Origin of the sequence: Streptomyces sp. CT34 (assembly GCF_000805335.1) — a bacterium.
Classification (GTDB): domain Bacteria; phylum Actinomycetota; class Actinomycetes; order Streptomycetales; family Streptomycetaceae; genus Streptomyces.
The window spans coordinates 1,940,021-1,961,084 of record NZ_KN708638.1 but is presented as its reverse complement, the minus strand read 5'-3'; the positions used below and the strand labels follow the sequence as shown (position 1 = coordinate 1,961,084).

Genomic DNA, 21,064 nt, shown 5'->3' with positions numbered 1-21,064 from the left:
CCCGCGGGGGGGGGGGGCCGTTCGCCGATAGGGTTGCCGCCATGCGTGATCTTGTGGCGGGTATGCGGTATCTGGGCCGGGGGCAGCGCTGGGCCGCCTCGCACGGCCGGTGGTGGGGCTTCGGGCTGCTGCCCGCGCTGATCGCGCTGGTGCTGTACGCCGCGGCGCTCGTCGTGCTCGCCGTCGGTTCCGGCGATCTCGCCGCCTGGGCCACGTCGTTCGCCGACGGCTGGGGCTCCCCCTGGCAGGGGCTGCTGCGCGGGCTGTTCGTGGCGCTGCTGCTCGCCGGCGGGCTGACGCTGTCGGTGCTGACGTTCACCGCCGTCGCGCTGCTGATCGGCGACCCCTTCTACGAGTCGCTCTCGGAGAAGGTCGAGGAGAGCGAGGGGCACTGCCCGCCCGGCCCCGGCCGGCCGCTGTGGCGGGAGATCGCCGTCGCGCTGCGGGACATGGTCCATGTGCTGCTGCGGGCGGCCGGGTTCGGGGTGCTGCTGTTCCTCCTGGGGTTCCTGCCGCTCGTCGGGCAGACCGTGGTTCCGGCCGTCGGCTTCTGCGTCTCCGGCTTCTTCCTCGCCGTCGAGCTGACCACGGCGGCGATGCAGCGCCGGGACGTCCCGGTCCGCGAGCGGCTGCGGCTGCTGCGCGGTCGCACGGCACTGGCGGTGGGCTTCGGGACCCCGCTGGTGCTGCTGTTCCTCATCCCGTTCGTCGCGGTGGTGCTGATGCCGGGCGCGGTCGCGGGGGCGACGCTGCTGGTGCGCGATCTCGTACCGGAGCCGGCCGCGGGGGACGCCGCGGGGGACCGGGACGGGGCGGCGGGGGAGCGGCCCGGGGGCCGGGCGGCACAGCCGCGGCTGCCGGCGCAGCGCGGTCCGGGGCGGTCCGGAGCCCGTCCGCAGGCCGACCGGTAGGGCGGCGGTCGGCCCGGGAACGGCGAACGGCCGCCGCACCGAAGTACGACGGCCGCCCGGCCTCACCTGCCCGTCACGCGTCAGTCAGCCTTGCGCGCCCGCGGCTTCAGGTCCTGGGTCCGCTCGGCTGCGGACTCCTCCGACCGGGGACGGTGCTGGTCGGAACGCCGCTCCGCGGCGCGGTCCTTGTTGCCCGACTTACGGTTCTGCGACTTCGGCATCATGACTCCCTTTGTCTCGCCGAAACAGTGCTTACGAGCCCAGTACCGCACCCCGGGGCGCGGTTGGCGCTCGGACGTGGGCCAGACGAGTGACGACCGGTCACACAGGGTGCCCGTGGCCCGGTGCGCGGCACCTGCCGGTCGGGGGCCGGTTCGCCGGTCCGGTCCGCGTACTCGGCGTTCGCTGTGCGTGCCGCCGCGGCCGGTCCTCGTCAGCGCCGTGCCGGTGCGCGGGTGGTCCCTTACCCGGGAGTCGCCCCGGCCGGCGGCCGGGGCGGGGAGCGTGCGGCGGGATGGCGTGCATGCCTCCGGGCGAAGGGGGGAGGAGGGCGTGGCGGGGCGGGCCCGGCGCGCTCACCACCCGCGTCAACCCCCTTGTGCGTGCAAGGGAGTTGTCAAGATTCTCCCGGTGAACGGGGGCGTACGGGAGAGGGAACCGCCCGAGATGGGGAGAATTCCGTCTACGCTTGGGCGGCGCACGAGCCGTAGTCCGTTCGAGGAGCTGAGAGCCAGATGTCCGCAGACCGCCCGACCATGCCGCCGGTGCGGCTGCACTCCGAAGCGGAGCTGGCCCGTGACGCGCTGAGCGCCCCGCTGCTGGCGCGGGCCGTCAAGCTCGCCCGCTGGGCTGAAGGCGGCGTTCCGGTCGGGGTGGGCGGCGAGATCCTCCACGAGTCGCTGACCGCCGCCACCGAGCACCTGGGACTGGCCGAGGACGAGGACGGGCCCGCGTACACCGCCGAGGCGTGGCAGCTCGCGGTGGACACCGGGCTCGTGGAGATCGCGGAGGACGAGTCCGAGGACGGCGCTGTCGGCGCGGACGGCGCCGAGCTGCCGGACGACGCGGCCGTCGGTACCGCCACCCCGGGCGACGAACTCGCGCTGCTGACCTCCGGCAGCCCGCAGGACGTCCTGGACATCTGGCTCGGCGGCATGGAGACCGTGCTCGCCGACGCGGTCGCCCCCGACCTCTCCGACATCGCCGACCAGCTCGCCGAGGGCGGCGAGCTGGACCTGGACGCGATCGACTGGAACCCGGAGGAGGAGGCCGAGCTGCTGGACGGCATCCTCGGCAACCTCTACCTGCTCAGCGCCCTCAACGAGGCCCCCGACCAGGACATCCCGCTGCCCGCGCTGGCCGCTTCCATGATCGTGCCGGACGACATGGACGAGCCCACGGACGACATCCTCGAAGAGGTCTCCGAGGCGATGATGCGGCTGGACGACCAGTTCCGGGTGCTGGAGCCGATCGGGCTGGTCGCCTACCGGCCGGTCGACGCAGCGCTCATCGAGGAGCTGGACGAGGACGGCGAGATGGTCTCCGCCGCCGAGCCGCTGGACGACGAGGACGTCTCCCGCTACGGCATGGTCCGGCTCACCCCGCTCGGCGTCTGGGCGGTCCGCACCCGGATGCTGGACGCCGGGGTGCACGCCCCGGCCGTCGGCGACCTCACCGACAAGGGCGCCGACGTCCTCCTGGAGGCGCTGCCCGAGTACCCCGAGGCGCTCGCCCAGGCCGAGTCCGAGCAGTGGCTCGCCGCCCGTACGCCGCTGGACGCCGCCCGGGACCTGCTCGGCGCCGCCCGCGGCGACGACGAGCGGGCCCCGCTGCGCCGGCTCGCCGCCCAGCAGACCCTCTCGCTGGTCGTGCCGGACGCCGAGCCCGCGCTGCGCGAGGTGCTCGACGACCGTCAGCTGGGCGGTCTGGCCCGCGTCTGGCTCGCCGAGCGCGGTCTGCCCGGCATCCCCGAGCCGTCCCAGGACATGATCTTCTGGCTGACCGTGGACACCATCGCGGCCCAGCTGGACAGCGCGGACGAGGAGGCCGCGGCCGAGCTGCGGGACCTCGTCCAGGGGCTGACCGAGCAGCACAACGGGTTCTTCGACGCGGCCTGGCGGGTGGACCACCCGGCCACCGCCGACGTCCTGGAGGCCATGGGCCGGCTGCACCCGGACAAGAAGGCGGCCAAGGAGGCGCGCAAGGCGGCCTTCAAGGCGCGGTCGCGGCGCTCCGGCTGAGTCCGGCGGGCACTGCGCACGGTCCCGGGCGGCCGGGGAGCGGGGCAACCGCTCCCCGGCCGCTGCCCGTATGTCGTGCCGCGTTCAACCGGTGTTCGGGGGCGCGCGGCAGCGTGTGCGGCGCAGGTGCAGGGCAACAGGCCGGCCGACCGGGAGATGACCATGCCGCTCACCCGACGCGACACCGCCGGGCACCGTGCCGCCCGCGCGGCGACGCCGGCCACCGAGTCCGGTGTTCTGTGGGCGCCGTACCCGGGTGGCGACGCCGCGGCGGACACAGCCGGCGACGCCGCGGCGGACGCGGTCGGCCACGGCCCGCTGCTCCCGGACCCGGAGGGCGTCCTCGCGCTGCCCGCCGGGTTCTCGTACCGGATCGTGACCCGGGCCGGTGCCACCCGGCTCGACAGCGGTGAGCCCGCCCCGTCCCACCCCGCCGGCACCGGCGCCTTCGCGGCCCGCCGCGGCGGCACCCTGCTGGTGACCGACCACGCACTCGACGGGCCGCGCGGCGACCGGCCGTACCCGGTGCCGCTCGACGGCGGACCGGTCCACGACCCGGCGGCGGCCGGCGGCTGCACCGTCGTCGAGATCGCCGCGGACGGCACACCGGCCGGCGCCCGGGTCGCGCTCGCCGGTACGTCCGCCAACTGCCCGGGCGGCACGACCCCTTGGGGCACCTGGCTGACCTGCGAGCGGACCGAGGACCGGGCCGGCCGCAACGGCATGACCCGGGACCACGGCTATGTCTTCGAGGTCGATCCGGCCGCGAGTTCGCCGCCGCGTCCGGGCGGCGAAGGCCCCGACGACCCGGCGGCCGGCAGCCACCGCCCGCTCGCCGCGCTGGGCCGGTTCGCCCACGGGCCGGTGGCCGTCGACCCGCGGCGCGGCCACCTCTATCTGAGCGAGGACGCCACCGACCCCGGCGGCCTCTTCTACCGCTGGGCGCCGCCGCCCGGCTTCCGGCCCGGCCCCGGCCGGCTGGGCACGCTGCCCGCGGGCGCCGGGGTGCTGGCGGCCCTCACGTGCTGCGACTCCGGCGGGCGCCCGGTCGCCGACCTGTCCCGGGCGACCCGGCCCGGCACGGTCTACGGCGTCGACTGGACCGAGGTCCCGGACCGCGACGCCGGTACCGCGCCGGTGCGCCGGCAGTTCGCCGCGGGGGAGGTCACCCGGGCCGGTACACCGGCGGGCCTGTGGTGGGCGGACGGCGGCGCCTTCCTTGTCACCACGTACGCCCACGAGGGGAGACCGGAGCGGCGGGGCGGGCAGATCTGGTTCCACGACCCGCGGCGGCGGACCCTGACGCTGCGGGCGCTGCTGGGTGCCGGCCCGGACCCGGTGCCGCACGCCGTCGCCGCCTCGCCGCACGGCGGGCTGATCACCGCCGGGGACGGTGCGGGCCTGCCGCACCTCGCCGGGGTGGCCGACGACGGCCGGATTTATCCGGTCGCCCGCGACGACCTCGCCGCCGGGACCGGGGACGCACCGGAGTCCGGCCGGTTCACCGGGCCGGTCTTCTCGCCGGACGGGCGGACGCTGTTCGCCCACCTCCAGGAGCCGGGGATCACGGTGGCCGTCACGGGGCCGTGGCGGCGGGGGCCGCGCCGGCCGGCGCCGCGGCGGTGATGAGGTAGTAGTCCAGCAGACCGGTCTGATACGCCGCCAGGTAGTGCCGCGGCCACGTGTCGCGCAGCTCCGGCCGCTCGGCCATATAGCGGTCGTAGCACTCCCAGACCCCCTCGCCGATCGGCGTCACCTCGACACCGCGCAGCCCGGCCGCGGAGAGCGTCGCGGCCACGTCGTCCACCAGGTGCGGGACGTCCAGACCGTCGGCGTACGGGGGCAGCAGCTCCGGCAGCACCGGGACGGCCTCCTTGATGCGGGCGAAGAAGGTGGCGAGCGCGAACTGGCCGTCCGGGCGCAGCACCCGCGCCGCCTCCCGGGCGAATCCGGCCAGGTCGCGGAAGTGCTGGGCGGCCTCGACGGAGTACACGAAGTCGACCGAGCCGTCCGGCAGCGGCATCCGCTGGGCCGGGCCGAGGACGAAGTCCAGCCGGCCGGCGGCGGTGCCCGAGGGCCCGGTGGGCAGCAGCTCGGCGTTGGCCTCCCGGGCGCGGGCGATCTGGTCGGGATGGGCGTCCAGGCCGATCACCGACCCCAGGCCGAACTCCTTCAGCGCCAGCGCGCAGCCCAGTCCGCGCCCGCACCCGACCTCCAGGGCGGTACGGCCCCGCGGTCGGTCGAAGGTGTCCAGCACCAGGCGGTAGAGGTCCTGCTCGCTGCGGATCCGGTCGTCCTCGGTCAGCGGGCGGTCGGCGACCTCGGGCAGCCAGGCCCAGTAGCCGAAGTTGATGAAGCCGCCGGCGAAGGCCGGGCCGGCGCCGAGGTCGCTGTCGCCGTAGATCTCGGAGACCCGGTCGGGGATGTCCGGCCGCGCTGCGCCGTCCGGGTGGTCCGGGCGCGCGGGGCGACCGGGTTCGCCGGTCGGGGGCGGCTGCTGGGTCATCGGACGCTCCTCGTCTGTGCCGTGGGGGAAAGCGCCGAGGGGGCGTGTCGGTCGGAATCTTGGGCGGGTGCGGACGTTGAAGGGGAGGTGAGCTCCACGATACCGACGACACAATTTTCGATCCTGGACCGCTCCCGCACCAGGGCTGGTCACCCGCCCGCGGAGGCGCTGCGGGACACGGTGGATCTGGCACGCCGTGCCGAGCGGCTGGGCTACCACCGCTTCTGGGTCTCCGAGCACCACGGTGTCCCCGGGGTCGCCGGCTCGGCGCCCACGGTCCTGGCCGCCGCGGTGGCCTCGGCGACCTCCGCCATCCGGGTCGGTACCGGCGGTGTGATGCTGCCCAACCACCGCCCGCTGGTCGTCGCCGAGCAGTTCGGGGTGCTGGAGTCGCTCTTCCCCGGGCGGATCGACATGGGGCTCGGGCGGTCGGTCGGCTTCACCGGCGGGATCCGCCGGGCACTGGGCACGGAGAAGGACGCCGTCGAGGACTTCGGGGACCGGCTGGCCGAGCTGACCGGTTACTTCACCGGCACCCAGACCGCCCATCCGCAGGTCCACGCCAGGCCCGCCGAGGGGCTGGCGGTGCCGGTGTTCGTGCTGGCGACCGGCGCGGGTGCGCGGATCGCGGCCGAGGCCGGGCTGGCCCTGGTCATCGGCGACATCCGGGGCCGGCAGGCGATGCTGGACGCGATCGACGGCTACCGCGAGGCGTTTCGCCCCTCGGCGTTCTGGCAGCGGCCGTATGTGGTGGTCTCCGGGACGGTGGCGGTGGCCGGTACGGAGGCGGCGGCGCGGCGGCTGCTGGTACCGGAGGCGCGGGCGCTGGCGTACTCCCGTACGCACGGGGAGTTCCCGCCGCTGCGGCCCCCGGAGGAGGACGGCGGGGAGCCGATGTCGGCGCGCGAGCGGGAGTTCTACGAGTCCGCGATGCGCGGACAGGTGCACGGCACGGAGGAACAGGTCGCCGACGCCCTCGGCACGCTGATCGAGCGCAGCGGGGCGGACGAGGTGCTGGTCACCACCAGCACCTACGACCGCCCCGCGCTGCTGGAGTCCTTCGAGCGGCTGGCCCGGGTGGCGGGGCTGGCGGTCCGTCCCTGCCGGGCCCGCCGGCCGGCCCCGCGCTCCCGCGGCGGGCGTGGCGCTACAGCGCCGCCGCGCCGGGTTTGACCATGCCGCGGACCGTACGGGCGTCGACGAACTCGCCCAGCGCGGTCATCTCCCACTCGCCGGAATACTGGCGGACCAGCTTGGCCATGATCACGCCGGTCCGCCGCTCCGCTCCGGCCAGGTCGAAGCGGACCAGTTCCTCGCCGGTCTGCGCGTCCGTCAACCGGCAGTAGGCGTTGGTGACTTCGGAGAACTTCTGGCCGGAGAAGGAGTTGACCGTGAAGACCAGGCCGGTGACCTCCGGGGGCACCCCGCCGAGATGGACGGTGATGACCTCGTCGTCGCCGGCGCCGTCCCCGGTGAGGTTGTCGCCGGAGTGCTGGATCGCGCCGTTGAGGATCAGCAGCTTGCCGAAGTAGCAGCTGTCGACCTGGCCGCGGTCCGGGCCGTAGGCGATGACGGAGGCGTCCAGGTCGATGCTCCGGCCGCGGCGCGCGGGCTCCCAGCCGAGGCCCATCCGGACGGTGCCGAGCACCGGGCGGCCGGACTTGACCAGCGAGACGGTCTGGTTCTTCCGGAGGCTGACCCGGCCCTTGTCGAGGTTGACCTTGCCGGCGGCGGGCGGCGGAACGGCGGGGGCGCCCGGCGGCGGGGCGGCCGGGACCGGGGCGCCGGTGGGCGGTCCCCACGGGGTGGCGGGCGCCGGGGGCGAAACGGGGGCCGGGGGAGTGGGCGATGCCGCGGCCCGCGCGGGCTCGGGGGTGGTTGGCGGGGCGGCCGGTTCCTCGATGGTCACGCCGAAGTCGGTGGCGATGCCGGCGAGCCCGTTCGCATACCCCTGGCCGATCGCGCGGACCTTCCAGCCGCCGCCGCGCCGGTAGATCTCCATGACCACCAGCGCCGTCTCCGTGCCGAGCCGCGGCGGGGTGAACGTCGCGAGGACGGCGCCGCTGTCCGCGTCGCGGACCGTGCCGGTCGGCTCGGTGCCCGCGAAGGTCGCGCCGGGCGCGTCCGGGCTCGCGGTGACCATGACCTTCTCGATGCCCGCGGGCACCGCGGCGGTGTCCACCGTGATGGTGTCGCCCACACCGCCGGCCGCCGCGGTGTGGGTCACCCCCGGCCCCGCGGGCTGGTTGTAGAAGACGAAGTCGTCGTCGGAGCGCACCTTGCCGTCGGCGCCGAGCAGCAGGCCCGACACGTCCAGCCGCACGGGGGCGGTGACGGTCACCGCCACCCGCGTGGAGCCGAGTGGAAGGTTCGCGCCAGGAGTCATAGCGGTCATGACAGCCCTAACGGTTGGCGATCAGCCGCGGTTCCGTCGCCGCGGCCCGGACGGTCCCGGCCCGGTGGCCCGGTCCCGGCCCGGCGGCTCAGCGCCGGCTGCGGGAGTTGCCGAAGAGCAGCCGGTAGGCGATCAGCAGGACCAGGGAGCCGGCGACGGCGGCGATCCACATCGACGGGTCGTAGAAGTTCTTCGGGATCGGGCGGTGCAGGAAGCGGGTGGAGAGCCAGCCGCCGATGAACGAGCCGACGATGCCGATGAGGGTCGTGCCGACGATTCCGCCCGGGTCCCGCCCCGGCAGCAGGACCTTGGCGATGATGCCCGCGATCAGGCCCAGTACGAGCCAGCTGACGATGCCCATGATGCGTTTCCTCGTTCCTGCGTGGTGAGCTGCCGCGGTGTTCCGTGGCGTTGTGCTGCGGCGTTGTGCTGCGGCGTTCGCAGACAAGGACGCGAGGGGGCGGCGGCGAGTTCCGTACGGCGGCGGAATGTCGTTGGTGCCGTCGATGCCGTCAATGTGGCCAGAGGGGCGGGTTCGTGCAGAACTTTCCGCCGAGGTAGGCGTGGTCGGGGTCGTCCGGGGCGAGTTCCCCCTGGGCGGCGATCAGTTCGGCGGCGTACGGCTCGGAGTCGTCCCGGGGCTCGTAGCCGAGCGCGCGGGCGGTGGAGAGGTCCCACCACAGGCGGGTGTTGGCCGAGGAGGCGTAGGCGACCGTGTGGCCGACGTGCTCGGCGGTCAGCGCGGCGTGCAGCAGCCGGGCGCAGTCCGCCGGGCTCAGCCAGATCGACAGCATCCGCACGGTCGTGGGTGCGGGGAAGCAGGAGCCGATGCGCAGCGAGACGGTCTCGATGCCGTACCGGTCCCAGTAGAGGGCCGCGAGGTCTTCGCCGAAGCCCTTGGAGAGCCCGTAGAAGGTGTCGGGGCGGCGCGCGGTGCCGACCGGGATGGCGGCCGAGCCGTCCGGCGGCCGGGGTGTGAAACCGACGGCGTGGTTGGAGGAGGCGAAGACCACGCGCCGGACGCCGGCCTCGCGCACCGCCTCGTACAGCCGGTACGTGCCCTCGATGTTGGCCCGCAGGATCTTCTCGAACGTCGACTCCAGGGAGATGCCCGCGAGATGGATGACCGCTTCGACCCCGCGGATCGCCGCGCGCAGCGCCTCCGTGTCGGCCAACTCAGCGGTGATGGCGTCCGGTTCGCCCTCGACGGGCCGCCGGTCGAAGAGCCGAAGCCGGTAGCCGTAGGGCGGCAGCAGCTCCCGCATCAGGGTGCCGACTCCGCCGGCGGCGCCGGTGAGCAGGACGGTCCGGGGCCGGGATGACGGGGACGGGGGCGGGGACGGCTGGGAGGACGGGGAGGGCTGGGACGGCGTCATGGGCGGCTACTCCTCCGGCTGAGCTGCGGAGCCGTGTGCGCGGACGGGGTTCAGATGTGCGGACACCGTAGGGAGCCGGATCTTGGCCGGTCAAGGCGCTTGGCATATCGCTCAAAACCGCTTGCACGAAGCGGATTTGGGATCCTTGACCCGTTCGGAGCGGCTGCAATACCGTGACAGTGTTCAGGGATGTGGACGTCGAACATAAACGTATACGAGAACGCGCGTGCGTACGCCAGGGAGAGCCCGTGACCGCACCTCCTCCCCCAGCCGCCCCTGGGGGGCACCCCCAACTCGCCGACCGCCTCGACGGACTGCTGTTCTTCCCCGTGACCGCCTACGCCTCCGATGGCGCGCCGGCCCTGGACGCCTTCCGCGCCCATGTGCGCGGCGGCATCGAGGCCGGCGCCGGCGCCGTCTTCGCCTGCTGCGGCACCGGCGAGTTCCATGCGCTCACCCCCGAGGAGTACGCCGCGTGCGTCGCCGCCGCCGTCGCGGAGACAGCGGGCCGCGTCCCGGTCGTCGCCGGCACCGGCTACGGCACCGCGCTCGCCGCCCGGTTCGCGCACCTCGCACACGCCGCTGGCGCCGACGGGCTCCTCGCCATGCCGCCGTACCTGGTCACCGCCGACCAGCCCGGACTGCTGCGCCACTACACCGAACTCGCCGCCGCCACCCCGCTGCCGGTCATCGTCTACCAGCGCGGCAGTGCCGTCTTCGAGCCCGCCACCGTCGCCGCACTGGCCCGCACCCCGGGCGTCATCGGGTTCAAGGACGGCCTGGGCGACCTCGATCTGCTCCAGCGCATCATCAGCGCGGTCCGCACCGACGCCGCCGACCGGCCCTTCGTCTACTTCAACGGTCTGCCCACCGCCGAACTCACCGCCCCCGCCTACCGGGGCCTGGGCGTCCGCCTCTACTCCTCCGCCGTGTTCGCCTTCGCCCCCGAGATCGCGCTGGCCTTCCACCGGGCACTGGCGGCCGGCGACCTCGGCACCGTCAACCGACTGCTGGACGGCTTCTACCGGCCGCTGGCGGAACTGCGCAACCTGGGCCGCGGATACGCCGTTTCGCTGGTCAAGGCGGGCGTACGGCTGCGCGGCGGACCGGCCGTCGGCGGCGTGCGGCCACCGCTCGGCGACCCGGCCCCCGCGCACGTCGAACAGCTCGCCCGGCTCGTCGACCACGGCCTGGCCCTGGCCTCGGCCGCGCCCGGGGCCGGTGGGTGATGCGGGCCGCCGCCTTCCTGTATCCCTGGGACGTCATCGGCGACCCCGACGCCCCCGCCCGCATCGCCGAACTCGGCGTCCGGCAGGTCACGCTGGCCGCCGCCTACCACTCCACCCGCGCGCTGACCCCGCGCCACCCCCGCCACCGCGTCGTGACCGCCCGGCACGCCGCCGTCCTCTACCCGCCGGACCCGGCCCGCTGGTCCGGTCGCGCGCTGCGCCCGTACACCCAGGACTGGGTGCCGGGCTCGGACCCCTTCGGCGAGGCCGCCCGGATGCTGGCCGGCGCCGGCCTGGAGGTGCACTCCTGGGTCGTGCTGGCCCACAACTCCCGCCTGGGCGCCGACCATCCGTCGATCGCGGTCCGCAACGCCTACGGTGACGCCTATCCGTGGGCGCCCTGCATCGCCCGGCCCGAGGTCCGCGACCACCTCGTCACCCTGGCCGCCGAGGCGGCCGTACGGCCCGGTGCCCGGGGCACGGAGCTGGAGTCCTGCGGCTGGTACGGCTTCGCGCATCCGCACGGGCACGACAAGACCGCCGGGGTCGGGCTGGACGGCGCCGCGGAGTACCTGCTGTCGCTCTGCTTCTGTTCGGTGTGCGTCCGGGGCTATGCCGAACTGGGCATGGCGGGGCGTGAGTTGAGCGGCATCGTGCGGCGGGCGCTGGAGCCCGTGTGGGCCGGGCGGTCGGGCCCGCCCGGCGTCGGCCGGGCGGCGGAGCGGTCCGCGATCGAGTCGCTGCTCGGCGACGGGCCGGCGGGCGTGGCGCGGGCCTGGCGGGCGCGGGCGGCGGACGCCCTCCAGCGTGCCGCGGTGCGCGCCGTACGGGAGGCCGCGGCGGTGGCGGGCGCGGACTTCCGGGTGCTGCTGCACGCGGACGGGGCCGCGCACCGCTGCGGGGCGAACGTCGGGGTGGACCCGGCGGCGGTGCTGGCGCACGCCGACGGGGTGGTGGTGCCGTGCACGGGTGGCGAGGCGGCGCGGGCCGACGCCCTGGGGCCGTTCGCGGCGCGTCCGCGGACCGCGTGTGTGGCCGCCAACCTCACCGTGGTCGCCGGGATGGGCGGCAGCCCCGGCACCCTGGCCGCCGACGCCGCGCACGCCGCGTCCCTGGGGGCGAACGAGCTGCGGCTCTACCACGCGGGACTGGCCGGCGACGCCGATCTGGCGGCCGTACGGGGCGCGTTGCGGGCGCTGAACCGGTCCGGCCGGGGCCTGGCCCACGGCAGCGGCGCGGCATCCTGACTGCCCGTCAGGTGCCCGAAGACCACCACATTGCCGAGGTATTCCTGCCGGGCCCGGCTGAAGCCGCCGCCGCAGGTGATCAGCCGGATCTCGGGGCGGGCGGCCTCGCCGTAGACCTTCTCGTCGGGGAAGTGCCGCCCGTCGTAGACCTCGACCGCGTCGACGGTGAAGACCGCTGTGCGGCCGTCCTTGCGCAGGATCTGGACGGTGCCGCCCTTCGCGAGGGAGCCGAGGCGGTAGAAGACGGCGGGGCCGGCGCGGGTGTCGACATGGCCGGCGACCAGGGCGGTTCCGGTGGCGCCGGGCGGGGTGCCGTCCCCGTACCAGCCGGCCAGGTTGCGGTTGCCGGCCGGCGGCGGGGCGAGGCTGCCGTCCGCGGCCAGGCCCAGCCGCACCAGCGGCGCGTCGATGTGCAGCGACGGCACCCTGACGCGGACCGGCTGCGAGGCGGGGAGCGGTGGTGCGCCCGGCGGGCGGGCGCCCGGCCGCCGGACGGGGAATCCCTGGGCGGCGGACGGCTGCGGCGGTGCGGTGTCCTCGCTGCCGTTGGCGACGAGCCAGCCGCCGGCGCCGAGCGCGGCGGCGGTGACACCGGCTATGAGGCCGCCGGCGGCGGCCCGGCGCGACCGCCGTGCGCGCCGGCGCCCGGACGGACCCCGCCCGCTCCTTCGGCCCCTTCCGGAGGGCGGCGGAGGAGCGGGCCGGGCCCGCCGTACGGGGCCGTCGGACGGCATGGACCGATCCGGCGGCTGGTCAGTACCGGCCGCCCATGCGGCGCCGGCGGACGACCCAGATGCCGCCGGCGGCAGCGGCCAGCAGCACGCCCGCGCCGGCCGCGATCTCGGTGGTGTTGCCGTTCTCGCTGGTGGAGCCCTCGCCGGTCTTCATCTTGCCCTTGGGGGGCATGGTGGAGGAGGGCTTCTCCTTGGCCGACGTGGACGGGGCGGGCTTCTCCTTGGCGGGCATCGAGGGCCCGGTCTTCTCCTTGGCCGGCATGGACGGCGAGGCGCTGGGGCCGGTACCGCCCTGGCTGCTCGGGCTGCTGCTCGCGCCGCCGCCCTGCATCCCGACATGGACCGTGCCGGTGAGCTCCTTGCCGTCGCCGCACTTGCCGCCGACGCCGTAATTACCGTCCTTGATACCGGTCTTGATCTTCATGTGGCCCGTCAGGGTGCCCTTGTCCGAACCCTGGGCGAGCTTGACGGTGCCGGAGCCCAGGGCGCCGGCATCGACGTTCGCCGATTGGCTGCTCCCGCAGTCCTTGGTGGAGAGGGAGACCGTGGAACCGGCCTTGGCCGTACCCGGTGAGACCTCGATCGCGCCGAAGTCGCCCGCGTACGCGGCGGCGGTGGACAGACCGAGCGCGGCAGCGGACAGCGCGGCACCGGTGAGCAGTCGCGTGGAACGCATGGGAAGAACCTCCGCGAAGCGCGGATGTGGCACACTTCCGTGCCACTGGGAAGTCGGTGGAGTTCCGCGCCTCCTCCCTCGAGGTAAGCCCGCATACGGCCACGCGGCCCGCTGGCCTACGGCGATCGGGTGAGCGACGCCCCGACCGGGCCAGGGGGTGCGCCGTACGGGGTGCCGGGGCGGTGCCGCATCACCCCGGCCGGACGAAGCCGCACTCGTACGCGGCGATCACCGCCTGGGTGCGGTCCCGTACCCCGAGCTTGGCCAGCACCCCGGCGACATGCGTCTTGACCGTGGCCGGGCCGACGCCCAGCCGGTCCGCGATCTCGGCGTTGGTCAGCCCGGCCGTCATCAGCCGCAGTACCGCGCCCTCCCGGTCGGAGAGCCGGTCCCGCAGCGCCTGCGCCGCGGCGTGCGCGGTCCGCTCCCCGGCGTGCCGGGCGGCGAGTGCCCGGAGCGCTGCCGGGAACAGCAGGGAGTCGCTGCGCGCCACCAGCCGTACCGCCTGCACCAGTTCGTCCGCCCGGGCGCGCTTGAGCAGGAACCCGCTGGCGCCGGCCCGCAGCGCGTCATGGACACAGGCGTCGTTCTCGAAGGTGGTGACGACGATGACCCGGGGCGGTGCCGTCATCCCGGAGAGCACCTGTTCGGTCGTCCGGATCCCGTCGGTATCGGGCATCCGGACGTCCATCAGCACGATGTCCGGGCGCAGTTCGCGGATCAGCGACAGCGCCTCGGCGCCGTTCGCGGCCTCGCCGACGACCTCCATGTCGGCCTCGGCGCCCAGAATGGCGCGGAGCGCGGTACGCACCATCCGCTCGTCGTCGGCGAGCACGACACGGATCACGGGGAGCCCGTCCCGGTGCCGGCCGGAGCCACCGGCAGCCGGGCGGTGAGCCGCCATACGCCGTGCTCGGCGGTGGCCGAGGCGTGGCCGCCCAGCAGCCGGGCCCGTTCGGCGATACCGCGCAGGCCGCGCCCGCCGCCCGGACGGGGCCGCGGGCCGGGCGCCTCACCGGCCGCCGCCGTCGGATTCTCGATCGTCAACGCCAACTCCCCCTCGTTCCAACAGATGTGGACGCGCACCGGAACCGGTCCGGCGTGCCGCAGCGCATTACTCAGCCCCTCCTGGACGATCCGGTACGCCTCCCGGGAGACCACCGGCGGAAGTCCCGTGCGGTGCCCCGCGGTTTCCAGCGTGACGGGGACGCCGGCCGCGCGGGTCCGGTCGACCAGGGCGTCCAGGTCGTCCAGGGTGGGCGCGGGAGCGGCCGGCGCGCCGTCCTCGCCGTCCCGCTCCTCGCGTAACAGGCCCAGTACGGTGTCCAGTTCGGCGACCGCCGCGCGGGTGGTGTCCTCGATGGCGGCCAGGGCCTGGCGGGCGAACTCCGGGTCCGCGTCCAGGACCCGGCGGGCCGCGCCCGCCTGGAGGGTGACCGCGCTCAGCGCGTGGCCCACCGCGTCGTGCAGTTCGCGGGCGAGCCGGTTGCGGGCGGCGAGTTCGGCCGCGCGGCGTTCCGCGGCGGCCAGCCGTTCGGCCGGGGAGGGGCCCAGCAGTGCCGGTGCCCAACGGGCCAGGAGCGCCCCGGCTCCCCAGGCGGTGCCGAGCACCAGCGCCAGCAGCGCCAGCCCGGCGAGCGGCGCCGCCGGGCCATGGACGGCCCGCGGCCATCCCAGCGAGGACAGCCCCGGCGGGTCGGCGGTGAGCGGCGTCAGCAGGAGCAGTACGGCGGCCGGTGGCGCGGCCAGCGTCATCCCGCCGACGATCCCGCCGGCCAGCAGATGCGCCACGAACCACAGCGCGGTGCGCCGCCGGGCGTCCCGCGAGCCGGCCGGACCTTCGGCCAGCCGCTCCGCGGGCACCCCGCACAGCGACCGCACGGCGGCCACCTCCAGAGGCCGCAGCAGCGGGAAGGCCAGCGCGGCCAGGGCGGCGAGCGGCAGCGCGCAGCCGAGCGCGGGCAGCTGCCAGAGGGGACGGCGCAGCGGGTCGGCGCCGTCGACGAGGAGCGGCAGCGCCGCCGACGCCAGCAGGAAGAACGGCATCAACAGCGCGCCGCCCAGGACGAGATGGACCCAGCGCCGGACCAGGGCGCCCGGGTTCAACCGCACCGTTCGGCTCCGGGGTGGATCCCGGCCGGCCCGGCGGCGACGCCGTCCGCCGCGTGCTCCGGCCCGCCTTCCGAACGGCGTGCCGCGACGCGCTCCGCGAAGAAGTGGGCCCCGGCGACGGCGACCAGCATCCCGACGATCATCTGCACAGCGTAGGTGAGGCTCATCAGCGGCTCGGGCTGCATCGGGTCGCCCGCCGGGACGGGCAGCGCGGTCAGCGTCATCCAGCCGCCCCAGCAGGCCAGCGCCCCCGAGCCGATCCAGGCGGCGACGAGCGGTACCAGCAGCGGAACCCGCCCGCGGCGGCGGTACGCGAGCATCAGCACGCCCGCCGCCATCAGTGCGGCGAACAGCACATACCCCGCGTCGTGCAGCCGCGCGGACAGATCCCGGGCCGCCACCCGCGCCGGGCCGAGCCCGGCCGTGCCGCCCGCCGCCCACAGCAGATGCATCCCGGCGGGCAGCAGGGTCAGCGCCGTCACCACCCCCGCGGTCAGCCGGCGCGCGGAGAGGGTGGGGCTCTCCGGGAGCGCACTCAGGGGGCCCCGCCACAGGTGCCCCCAGCGCTCCCGGGCGTAGGCCACGAAGAGCGCGCCCAGCGCCAGCGCCTGCACGATGAAACCGGTGTAGACGACGGTCCACACCCAGGGCGCGAGCAGCGCTCCGGGGCCGCCGCCGGCCAGGCCACCGCGCGCCCCGGGCCGGCCGTGCAGCCCCCCGGCCAGCAGCTGCGCGGGGACGACCGCGACGACCGGTGCGAGCAGCCCGGTCGCACACCACATGGGCAGGGCGAGCAGCCAGGCGGGCACCCGCCGCCCCCAGGGCCGGGTCAGCAGGAACGCCAGCACCATCACCGCGGCGTCCATCAGGACGGTGAGCGCGTTGATCGCCATCAGGTAGCCGCCGTCCCGGCGCAGCGGACTGCTCCCGGGGATGCCGAGGTGGCTGCCGGCAACCCAGGCGATCTTGAGCGAGAGGTAGGGGACGCAGGCGGCGATGGCCGTCGCCCGCAGAACGGCGCGGACGGTGCCGGGAGTTGGTGGGCAAGCCGGTGCGGTGCGTTTCGTCATGCCGTCCAGGCTTCCGGGAGCCCGCGCGCACCGCGTCGTCCCCGCCGGCGATCCGCCTCCGCCGCACGGGGGAGGCGGGGGTGGCGGCCAGGACGATGCGGCGCCCACCGCTCCCCAACTGTCGGGCTGCCTACGTCCGTTCACAGCCGCCGGGTGGCCAGGGTCAGCCGGTCCCGGGCGTCGAAGAGGGCGTCCTTGATCGTCTGTTCGTGGGCGGGGGTCAGCCGGGCCACCGGCACCGAGCAGCTGATCGCGTCCCGGGCCGGGGTGCGGTACGGGATCGCCACGCCGAAGCAGCGCAGGCCGAGGGTGTTCTCCTCGCGGTCGACCGCGAAGCCCGCTTCGCGTACCGCGTGCAGCTCCCCGATCAGCTGCTCGCGGTCGGTGACGGTGTGCTCGGTGAGCGCGGCCAGGGTGGGCGGCAGCATCGTCCGCACCTGGTCGTCGGTGTACGTGGCGAGCAGCGCCTTGCCCAGGGACGTGGAGTGCGCGGGCAGTCGGCGGCCGACGCGGGTGAACGGGCGCAGGTAGTGCTGGGACTGACGGGTGGCCAGGTAGACGACGTTGACGCCGTCCAGCCGGGCGAGGTGGATGGTCTCGGTGGTGTCGTCGGAGAGCCGGTCCAGGGTGGGCCGGGCGGCGGCCACCACCTCGTCGCCGTCGATGTAGGAGGTGCCGACGAGCAGGGCGCGGACGCCGATGCCGTAGCGGGTGCCGGTGGCGTCGGTCTCCACCCAGCCGAGGTCGACCAGGGTGCGCAGCAGCATGTAGAGGCTGGACTTGGGGTATCCGACGGCTTCCTGGACGGAGGCGAGGCTGTGCATACCGGGGCGGCCCGCGAAGTACTCGAGCAACTCCACTGTCCGCACCGCGGACTTGACCTGTGCTCCACCGGGCTCGGCAGCTGACATCGCCCTTGACCCCCTTGTTCGGACAGCCGTAGAGTCCCAGGGATTCACCATCCGGGACAGCGTTCAGCATATCGAACAACGTCCGCTGTGCGGCAAGGCTCGGTGCGGCCGGACTTCGCCGCGGAGGGAGGCACGGTGGTGGCAGCAGCGGCACCAGTCTGGAGCGTCGACCCCCGAACCGGGAAGCAGCGGGGGCGAGTTGCGGTGGAAGCCACCGCCGACGCCGTGGACACCGCGGTCCACGCGGCGCACACCGCCCGCGGCGCGCTCGCCGAACGCCCCCCGCGCGCCGCCCTGTTGCGCCGCGCAGCCGGCCTGATCGACGCGGTGGGGGAGGAGTTCCCCGCCGCCACCCGCCGGCTCGGCGACGCGGAGGGCGCCGGCACCGACGCGGCGGGCCGCGGCATCCGCCTGCCGGCCGAGGTCGCCCCGCTCGCCGGCCGCGTCGTCGTCGACGTCCGGCCCACCGGCGTCGCGGTCGCGCCCGAGCGGCACCACGGCGGCCGGTACCCGGCCACCACCTCCACCGCCACCTCCGTCGGCGCCACCGCCCTCGAACGCCGGCTCCGCCCGGTCGCCTACCAGGTCACCCCGCAGGCGCCGCTCCCACCGGAGCCGCCGGACGGCCACCCGCCGGTGCCGCCGTGCCGGATCGACGGCCGGGCAGAGGGGGCGTAGGGCTTCACCGGTGCACCCCGAGACCCACCACCCCGCCCTCCAGGTCCGCGCCGCCACCCCCGCCGACCTGGAGCCCATCGCCGCCCTGCACACCGCCGCCCGCGCCGCGTACCTGCGCGCCAGGGTGCCGGACGCGCCCTTCGACACCTCCGCCGAGCACGCCCGGTGGTGGGACGCCTGGTCCCGGGTGCTGCACCGGGACGGGGCCCCGTCGCTGTGCGCGATACGCCGGGGCGCCGTCGTCGGTGCCGCCTCCTACCGCCGCGGCGCCGACCCCCGCAACGCCGTCGAACTGCACCAGCTGCACGTCGACCCCGCCCACTGGGGCACCGGAGTGGGCCGCGCACTGCACGCCGCCTGCCTGGACGCCTGGCGCACCGCCGGATTCTCCCGGGCCGTCCTCGACGTGCTCTGGCACAACCACCGAGCCCGCGCCTTCTACGCCCGCCTCGGCTGGCGCCCCGACCCGGACCGCCGCCCGGCCCCCGACGCCAGCCACCTCACCCTGACGCTCGCCCTGCCCGGACGGGACGGCCGGCCGGCTCCCGCCGGGCCATGATCTGAAGCCGCTCGGCCGTCCGCCCGCTCAGTGTGACGACCGTTTCGCGATGCTCCCGCACCACCGAGAACCCCGCCGACCGCAGCAGCTCCCGCAGCCGCTCCGGCGGATGGTGCCGGAAGACCCCGCCCTCGTCCGTCGCGAACACCCCGTACGTCCCGTACCGGTCCGCGAAGCGCCCGTAGCGCTCCTGGTTGCGGGCATCGGCCTGGAGCGGCACATCGCTCAGGTACAGCACCCCGCCGGGGCGCACCAGCCGCCCCAGTTCCCCGGCGATCGCCCGCTGCGCCGCATCCTCCGGAACGCAGGTCAGCACCGCGAACAGCAGCGCCGCGTCGAAGCTCGCGTCCTCGAACGGCAGCGGCAGACCGGGCCGGTGCAGCAGCTCCAGCCCCGGGTGCTCGCGCCGGCCGCGTGCGATCAGCGCCGCGGACGGGTCGACCCCGCACACCGCTCCGTACCCCAGCCCGGCCAGCTCGGCGGTGAGCCGTCCGTAGCCGCAGCCGTAGTCCAGCACCCGGGCGGCCGGCGGCACGAACTCCGCCAACAGTGCCGGGTCCAGCGGATGGGTGAAGGTCTTGGCGGCCCCGGTCGTCTCCCAGAACCGGTCGGGCGCCTGCGGCGAGGGCGTGGTCATAACGGGACGGTACCCGCGGAATACCCCGCAGTCCTGCGCTGTTGCACCAGGTCACACCCGCACGCCCGCTCCCACCGAGCACGACGAGAAAAACCGGCTACTCCATGCGCGTCGAAATCTGGTCCGACATCGCCTGCCCCTGGTGCTACATCGGCAAGGCCCGCTTCGCGTCGGGGCTCGCCGCCTTCGCGCACCGCGACGACGTCGAGGTCGTCCACCGCTCCTTCGAGCTGGACCCGAACGCGCCGGCGCCCACCGACATCCCCGTCCTCGACATGCTCGCGCGGAAGTACCGGGTCACCCGCACCGAGGCCGAGGCGATGGAGGCCCGGGTCGCCGAGGCGGCGGCTGCCGAGGGCCTGGAGTACCGCTCCGACCGCATCCACGGCAACACCTTCGTCCTGCACCGCCTCCTCCACCTGGCCAAGGACCACGGCGTCCAGGACGCCCTGCTCTCCGCCCTCTACGAGGCCAACTTCGCCCAGGCCCGGCCGCTCGGCGACCCCGCCGAGCTGACCCGGATATCCGTGGCCGCCGGCCTGCCCGCCGACGAGGTCGCCCGCGTGCTGTCCGACCCGGACGCCTACGCCGAGGCGGTCCGGGCCGACGAGCGCGCCGCCGCCGAGCTCGGCGCCACCGGCGTCCCCTTCTTCGTCATCGACCGCCGCTACGGCATCTCCGGGGCCCAGCCCGCCGAGGTCTTCCGCAAGGCCCTGGAGCGCGCCCACGCGGACGGCGCCGTGCGGCTCCTGCCGGCCGGCGCCGCGGAGGTCTGCGGCGACGAGGGCTGCGCCGTCCCGGAACGGTAGGGCGGCAACCGGCCGGTCGGGCGCGGCTCCCGGGAGATGGACGCCGTGCCGTTCGCCTAGCACAGTGGGGCCATGCTGCGATACGAGGCACTGGGCGGGGCGGAATTCGCCCCCGAGACGGTCTATCTGAACTCGGCGTCCAGCGGGCTGCTGCCCGCGCGAAGCGCCGCCGCGCTACGGGAGGCGCTGGCGGAGTCGGCGTCGTACGGGACGATGGGGCGTGACTACTTCGCTCCGGCCAGCGCCGCGCGACGGGCGTTCGGACGGCTGACGGGGGTGCCCGAGGAGCGGGTGGCGCTGGGCAGTTCGGTCGCGGTGTGGTCGGCGTTCGTGGCGGCCTCGCTGCCCCCGGGCGCCGAAGTCCTGGTCGCCGAGGGGGACTTCAGCTCGCTGGTGAACCCGCTGGCGGCGCACCCCGGCTGCACGGTCCGCGCGGTGCCGCTGGAGGCGCTCGCCGAGGAGGTGCGGCCCGGGACGGCGCTGGTCGCGGTGAGCGCGGTACAGGCGCTGGACGGCAAGATCGCCGACCTGGCGGCCGTACGGGAGGCGGCCCGGGAGCACGGGGCGCGCACGTACGTCGACATCACGCAGGCCACCGGGTGGCTGCCGCTGGACATCGCCGGCTTCGACTTCGCGGTGTGCGGGGCCTTCAAGTGGCTGCTGTGCCCGCGCGGTACGACATTCCTGTACCTCGGCGGGGACATGGCCGACTGGCCCCAGGCGGTGCACGCCGGGTGGGTGGCCGGCGAGGACGTCGGCGAGTCGAACTACGGGGTGATCGGCCGGCCGGCGGCGACCGCCCGGCGGTTCGACGAACCGCATGCGCACTACTCGTACGTGGCCGCCGAGCAGTCCCTCGACCTGATGGCCGAGGTGGGGGTGGCCGCCGTGCACGCGCACAACACCGCGCTGGCCGACCATTACCGCGCCGGGCTGGCCGAGGCCGGGTTCACCCCGCGGCCGGCTCCCGGTTC

Annotated in this window: 21 protein-coding genes and 1 pseudogene; 10 read left to right on the top strand and 12 right to left on the bottom strand. The window is 75.4% G+C overall.

Translation table 11 applies throughout. The annotated features are described in order from the left end of the window. The first annotated feature begins 41 nt into the window (after positions 1-41). Positions 42-911 carry an EI24 domain-containing protein gene (locus tag RZ84_RS08770; protein ID WP_078893644.1) on the top strand — a complete coding sequence of 290 codons (870 nt, stop codon included), beginning with the start codon at positions 42-44 and terminating at the stop codon, positions 909-911. An 80-nt stretch (positions 912-991) separates the two neighbouring features. On the opposite strand, the gene RZ84_RS39580 is transcribed toward RZ84_RS08770, so the two are convergent. Further along, on the bottom strand, positions 992-1,132 hold the full coding sequence (locus tag RZ84_RS39580) for a hypothetical protein (RefSeq protein WP_198539956.1): 141 nt from the start codon (positions 1,130-1,132) through the stop codon (positions 992-994). Positions 1,133-1,645: 513 nt separating this feature from the next. Here RZ84_RS39580 and RZ84_RS08765 point away from each other — a divergent pair. After that, positions 1,646-3,151, top strand: coding sequence for a hypothetical protein (locus RZ84_RS08765; RefSeq protein WP_043263824.1), 1,506 nt, complete (start codon positions 1,646-1,648; stop codon positions 3,149-3,151). 156 nt (positions 3,152-3,307) lie between these two features. Next, complete coding sequence (locus RZ84_RS08760; protein WP_107068247.1) at positions 3,308-4,777, top strand: alkaline phosphatase PhoX; 1,470 nt, start codon at positions 3,308-3,310, stop codon at positions 4,775-4,777. Here RZ84_RS08760 and RZ84_RS08755 read toward each other — a convergent pair. Beyond that, on the bottom strand, positions 4,728-5,657 hold the full coding sequence (locus RZ84_RS08755) for a class I SAM-dependent methyltransferase (protein WP_043263823.1): 930 nt from the start codon (positions 5,655-5,657) through the stop codon (positions 4,728-4,730). The two genes, RZ84_RS08760 and RZ84_RS08755, sit on opposite strands and share 50 nt — an antisense overlap. An 87-nt stretch (positions 5,658-5,744) precedes the next feature. On the opposite strand from RZ84_RS08755, the gene RZ84_RS08750 reads away from it, so the two are divergent. Next, positions 5,745-6,830 (top strand): LLM class flavin-dependent oxidoreductase, encoded by a 1,086-nt coding sequence (locus tag RZ84_RS08750; RefSeq protein WP_052229843.1) that lies wholly within the window; start codon positions 5,745-5,747, stop codon positions 6,828-6,830. Here RZ84_RS08750 and RZ84_RS08745 read toward each other — a convergent pair. The 3 genes from RZ84_RS08745 to RZ84_RS08735 all read right to left on the bottom strand — a co-directional run bounded on the left by RZ84_RS08745 (position 6,805) and on the right by RZ84_RS08735 (position 9,428). Beyond that, entirely contained in the window at positions 6,805-8,043 is a 1,239-nt protein-coding gene (locus tag RZ84_RS08745; RefSeq protein WP_043263822.1) for a TerD family protein, read from the bottom strand. The genes RZ84_RS08750 and RZ84_RS08745 overlap by 26 nt on opposite strands. Positions 8,044-8,140: 97 nt before the next feature. After that, positions 8,141-8,413 carry a GlsB/YeaQ/YmgE family stress response membrane protein gene (locus RZ84_RS08740; protein ID WP_043263821.1) on the bottom strand — a complete coding sequence of 91 codons (273 nt, stop codon included), beginning with the start codon at positions 8,411-8,413 and terminating at the stop codon, positions 8,141-8,143. A 151-nt stretch (positions 8,414-8,564) separates the two neighbouring features. Further along, positions 8,565-9,428 carry an NAD-dependent epimerase/dehydratase family protein gene (locus RZ84_RS08735; protein ID WP_078893642.1) on the bottom strand — a complete coding sequence of 288 codons (864 nt, stop codon included), beginning with the start codon at positions 9,426-9,428 and terminating at the stop codon, positions 8,565-8,567. Between the two features lie 248 nt (positions 9,429-9,676). Between RZ84_RS08735 and RZ84_RS08730 the strand changes: the two genes are divergently transcribed. Together RZ84_RS08730 and RZ84_RS08725 are read left to right on the top strand one after the other, a co-directional pair. Further along, complete coding sequence (locus RZ84_RS08730) at positions 9,677-10,657, top strand: 5-dehydro-4-deoxyglucarate dehydratase (protein ID WP_052229841.1); 981 nt, start codon at positions 9,677-9,679, stop codon at positions 10,655-10,657. Continuing rightward, positions 10,657-11,904: a glycoside hydrolase family protein gene (locus tag RZ84_RS08725; protein ID WP_052229840.1), complete on the top strand. Its 1,248-nt coding sequence runs from the start codon at positions 10,657-10,659 to the stop codon at positions 11,902-11,904. Before RZ84_RS08730 ends, RZ84_RS08725 begins: the two co-directional genes overlap by 1 nt. On the opposite strand, the gene RZ84_RS08720 is transcribed toward RZ84_RS08725, so the two are convergent. The 6 genes from RZ84_RS08720 to RZ84_RS08695 form a co-directional block, all read right to left on the bottom strand. After that, on the bottom strand, positions 11,793-12,638 hold the full coding sequence (locus tag RZ84_RS08720; RefSeq protein WP_052229839.1) for a class F sortase: 846 nt from the start codon (positions 12,636-12,638) through the stop codon (positions 11,793-11,795). The two genes, RZ84_RS08725 and RZ84_RS08720, sit on opposite strands and share 112 nt — an antisense overlap. Before the next feature lie 19 nt (positions 12,639-12,657). Beyond that, positions 12,658-13,314 (bottom strand): hypothetical protein, encoded by a 657-nt coding sequence (locus tag RZ84_RS08715; protein ID WP_043263819.1) that lies wholly within the window; start codon positions 13,312-13,314, stop codon positions 12,658-12,660. 190 nt (positions 13,315-13,504) lie between these two features. Next, positions 13,505-14,218, bottom strand: a complete 714-nt coding sequence (locus RZ84_RS08710; RefSeq protein ID WP_052229838.1) for a response regulator transcription factor — start codon at positions 14,216-14,218, stop codon at positions 13,505-13,507. After that, positions 14,158-15,360, bottom strand: a complete 1,203-nt coding sequence (locus RZ84_RS08705) for a sensor histidine kinase (RefSeq protein WP_052230447.1) — start codon at positions 15,358-15,360, stop codon at positions 14,158-14,160. Before RZ84_RS08705 ends, RZ84_RS08710 begins: the two co-directional genes overlap by 61 nt. A 56-nt stretch (positions 15,361-15,416) precedes the next feature. Next, complete coding sequence (locus RZ84_RS08700; protein ID WP_052229837.1) at positions 15,417-16,496, bottom strand: hypothetical protein; 1,080 nt, start codon at positions 16,494-16,496, stop codon at positions 15,417-15,419. A 140-nt stretch (positions 16,497-16,636) separates the two neighbouring features. Then, complete coding sequence (locus tag RZ84_RS08695; RefSeq protein ID WP_043263817.1) at positions 16,637-17,407, bottom strand: IclR family transcriptional regulator; 771 nt, start codon at positions 17,405-17,407, stop codon at positions 16,637-16,639. Between the two features lie 411 nt (positions 17,408-17,818). Here RZ84_RS08695 and RZ84_RS36315 point away from each other — a divergent pair. After that, a pseudogene (locus RZ84_RS36315) lies at positions 17,819-18,085 on the top strand (aldehyde dehydrogenase (NADP(+))); the annotation flags it as partial. Between the two features lie 10 nt (positions 18,086-18,095). Continuing rightward, complete coding sequence (locus tag RZ84_RS08685) at positions 18,096-18,644, top strand: GNAT family N-acetyltransferase (RefSeq protein WP_043263815.1); 549 nt, start codon at positions 18,096-18,098, stop codon at positions 18,642-18,644. Here the strand turns inward: RZ84_RS08685 and RZ84_RS08680 are convergent. Beyond that, entirely contained in the window at positions 18,586-19,281 is a 696-nt protein-coding gene (locus RZ84_RS08680; RefSeq protein WP_043263814.1) for a class I SAM-dependent methyltransferase, read from the bottom strand. The two genes, RZ84_RS08685 and RZ84_RS08680, sit on opposite strands and share 59 nt — an antisense overlap. Before the next feature lie 104 nt (positions 19,282-19,385). On the opposite strand from RZ84_RS08680, the gene RZ84_RS08675 reads away from it, so the two are divergent. Together RZ84_RS08675 and RZ84_RS08670 are read left to right on the top strand one after the other, a co-directional pair. After that, positions 19,386-20,090, top strand: coding sequence for a DsbA family oxidoreductase (locus RZ84_RS08675; protein WP_043263813.1), 705 nt, complete (start codon positions 19,386-19,388; stop codon positions 20,088-20,090). 72 nt (positions 20,091-20,162) lie between these two features. After that, on the top strand, positions 20,163-21,064 hold a 902-nt coding region (locus RZ84_RS08670; protein WP_241777626.1), incomplete at its 3' end, for an aminotransferase class V-fold PLP-dependent enzyme.

What these genes read in the sequence shown, in the direction of transcription:
- RZ84_RS08770 (WP_078893644.1), top strand. Translation starts at nt 42, where the DNA reads ATGCGTGATCTTGTGGCGGGTATGCGGTATCTGGGCCGGGGGCAGCGC.
- RZ84_RS39580 (WP_198539956.1), bottom strand. Translation starts at nt 1,132, where the DNA reads ATGCCGAAGTCGCAGAACCGTAAGTCGGGCAACAAGGACCGCGCCGCG.
- RZ84_RS08765 (WP_043263824.1), top strand. Translation starts at nt 1,646, where the DNA reads ATGTCCGCAGACCGCCCGACCATGCCGCCGGTGCGGCTGCACTCCGAA.
- RZ84_RS08760 (WP_107068247.1), top strand. Translation starts at nt 3,308, where the DNA reads ATGACCATGCCGCTCACCCGACGCGACACCGCCGGGCACCGTGCCGCC.
- RZ84_RS08755 (WP_043263823.1), bottom strand. Translation starts at nt 5,657, where the DNA reads ATGACCCAGCAGCCGCCCCCGACCGGCGAACCCGGTCGCCCCGCGCGC.
- RZ84_RS08745 (WP_043263822.1), bottom strand. Translation starts at nt 8,043, where the DNA reads ATGACTCCTGGCGCGAACCTTCCACTCGGCTCCACGCGGGTGGCGGTG.
- RZ84_RS08740 (WP_043263821.1), bottom strand. Translation starts at nt 8,413, where the DNA reads ATGGGCATCGTCAGCTGGCTCGTACTGGGCCTGATCGCGGGCATCATC.
- RZ84_RS08735 (WP_078893642.1), bottom strand. Translation starts at nt 9,428, where the DNA reads ATGACGCCGTCCCAGCCCTCCCCGTCCTCCCAGCCGTCCCCGCCCCCG.
- RZ84_RS08725 (WP_052229840.1), top strand. Translation starts at nt 10,657, where the DNA reads ATGCGGGCCGCCGCCTTCCTGTATCCCTGGGACGTCATCGGCGACCCC.
- RZ84_RS08720 (WP_052229839.1), bottom strand. Translation starts at nt 12,638, where the DNA reads ATGCCGTCCGACGGCCCCGTACGGCGGGCCCGGCCCGCTCCTCCGCCG.
- RZ84_RS08715 (WP_043263819.1), bottom strand. Translation starts at nt 13,314, where the DNA reads ATGCGTTCCACGCGACTGCTCACCGGTGCCGCGCTGTCCGCTGCCGCG.
- RZ84_RS08710 (WP_052229838.1), bottom strand. Translation starts at nt 14,218, where the DNA reads ATGGCGGCTCACCGCCCGGCTGCCGGTGGCTCCGGCCGGCACCGGGAC.
- RZ84_RS08705 (WP_052230447.1), bottom strand. Translation starts at nt 15,360, where the DNA reads ATGCCGTTCTTCCTGCTGGCGTCGGCGGCGCTGCCGCTCCTCGTCGAC.
- RZ84_RS08700 (WP_052229837.1), bottom strand. Translation starts at nt 16,496, where the DNA reads ATGACGAAACGCACCGCACCGGCTTGCCCACCAACTCCCGGCACCGTC.
- RZ84_RS08695 (WP_043263817.1), bottom strand. Translation starts at nt 17,407, where the DNA reads ATGTCAGCTGCCGAGCCCGGTGGAGCACAGGTCAAGTCCGCGGTGCGG.
- RZ84_RS08680 (WP_043263814.1), bottom strand. Translation starts at nt 19,281, where the DNA reads ATGACCACGCCCTCGCCGCAGGCGCCCGACCGGTTCTGGGAGACGACC.
- RZ84_RS08675 (WP_043263813.1), top strand. Translation starts at nt 19,386, where the DNA reads ATGCGCGTCGAAATCTGGTCCGACATCGCCTGCCCCTGGTGCTACATC.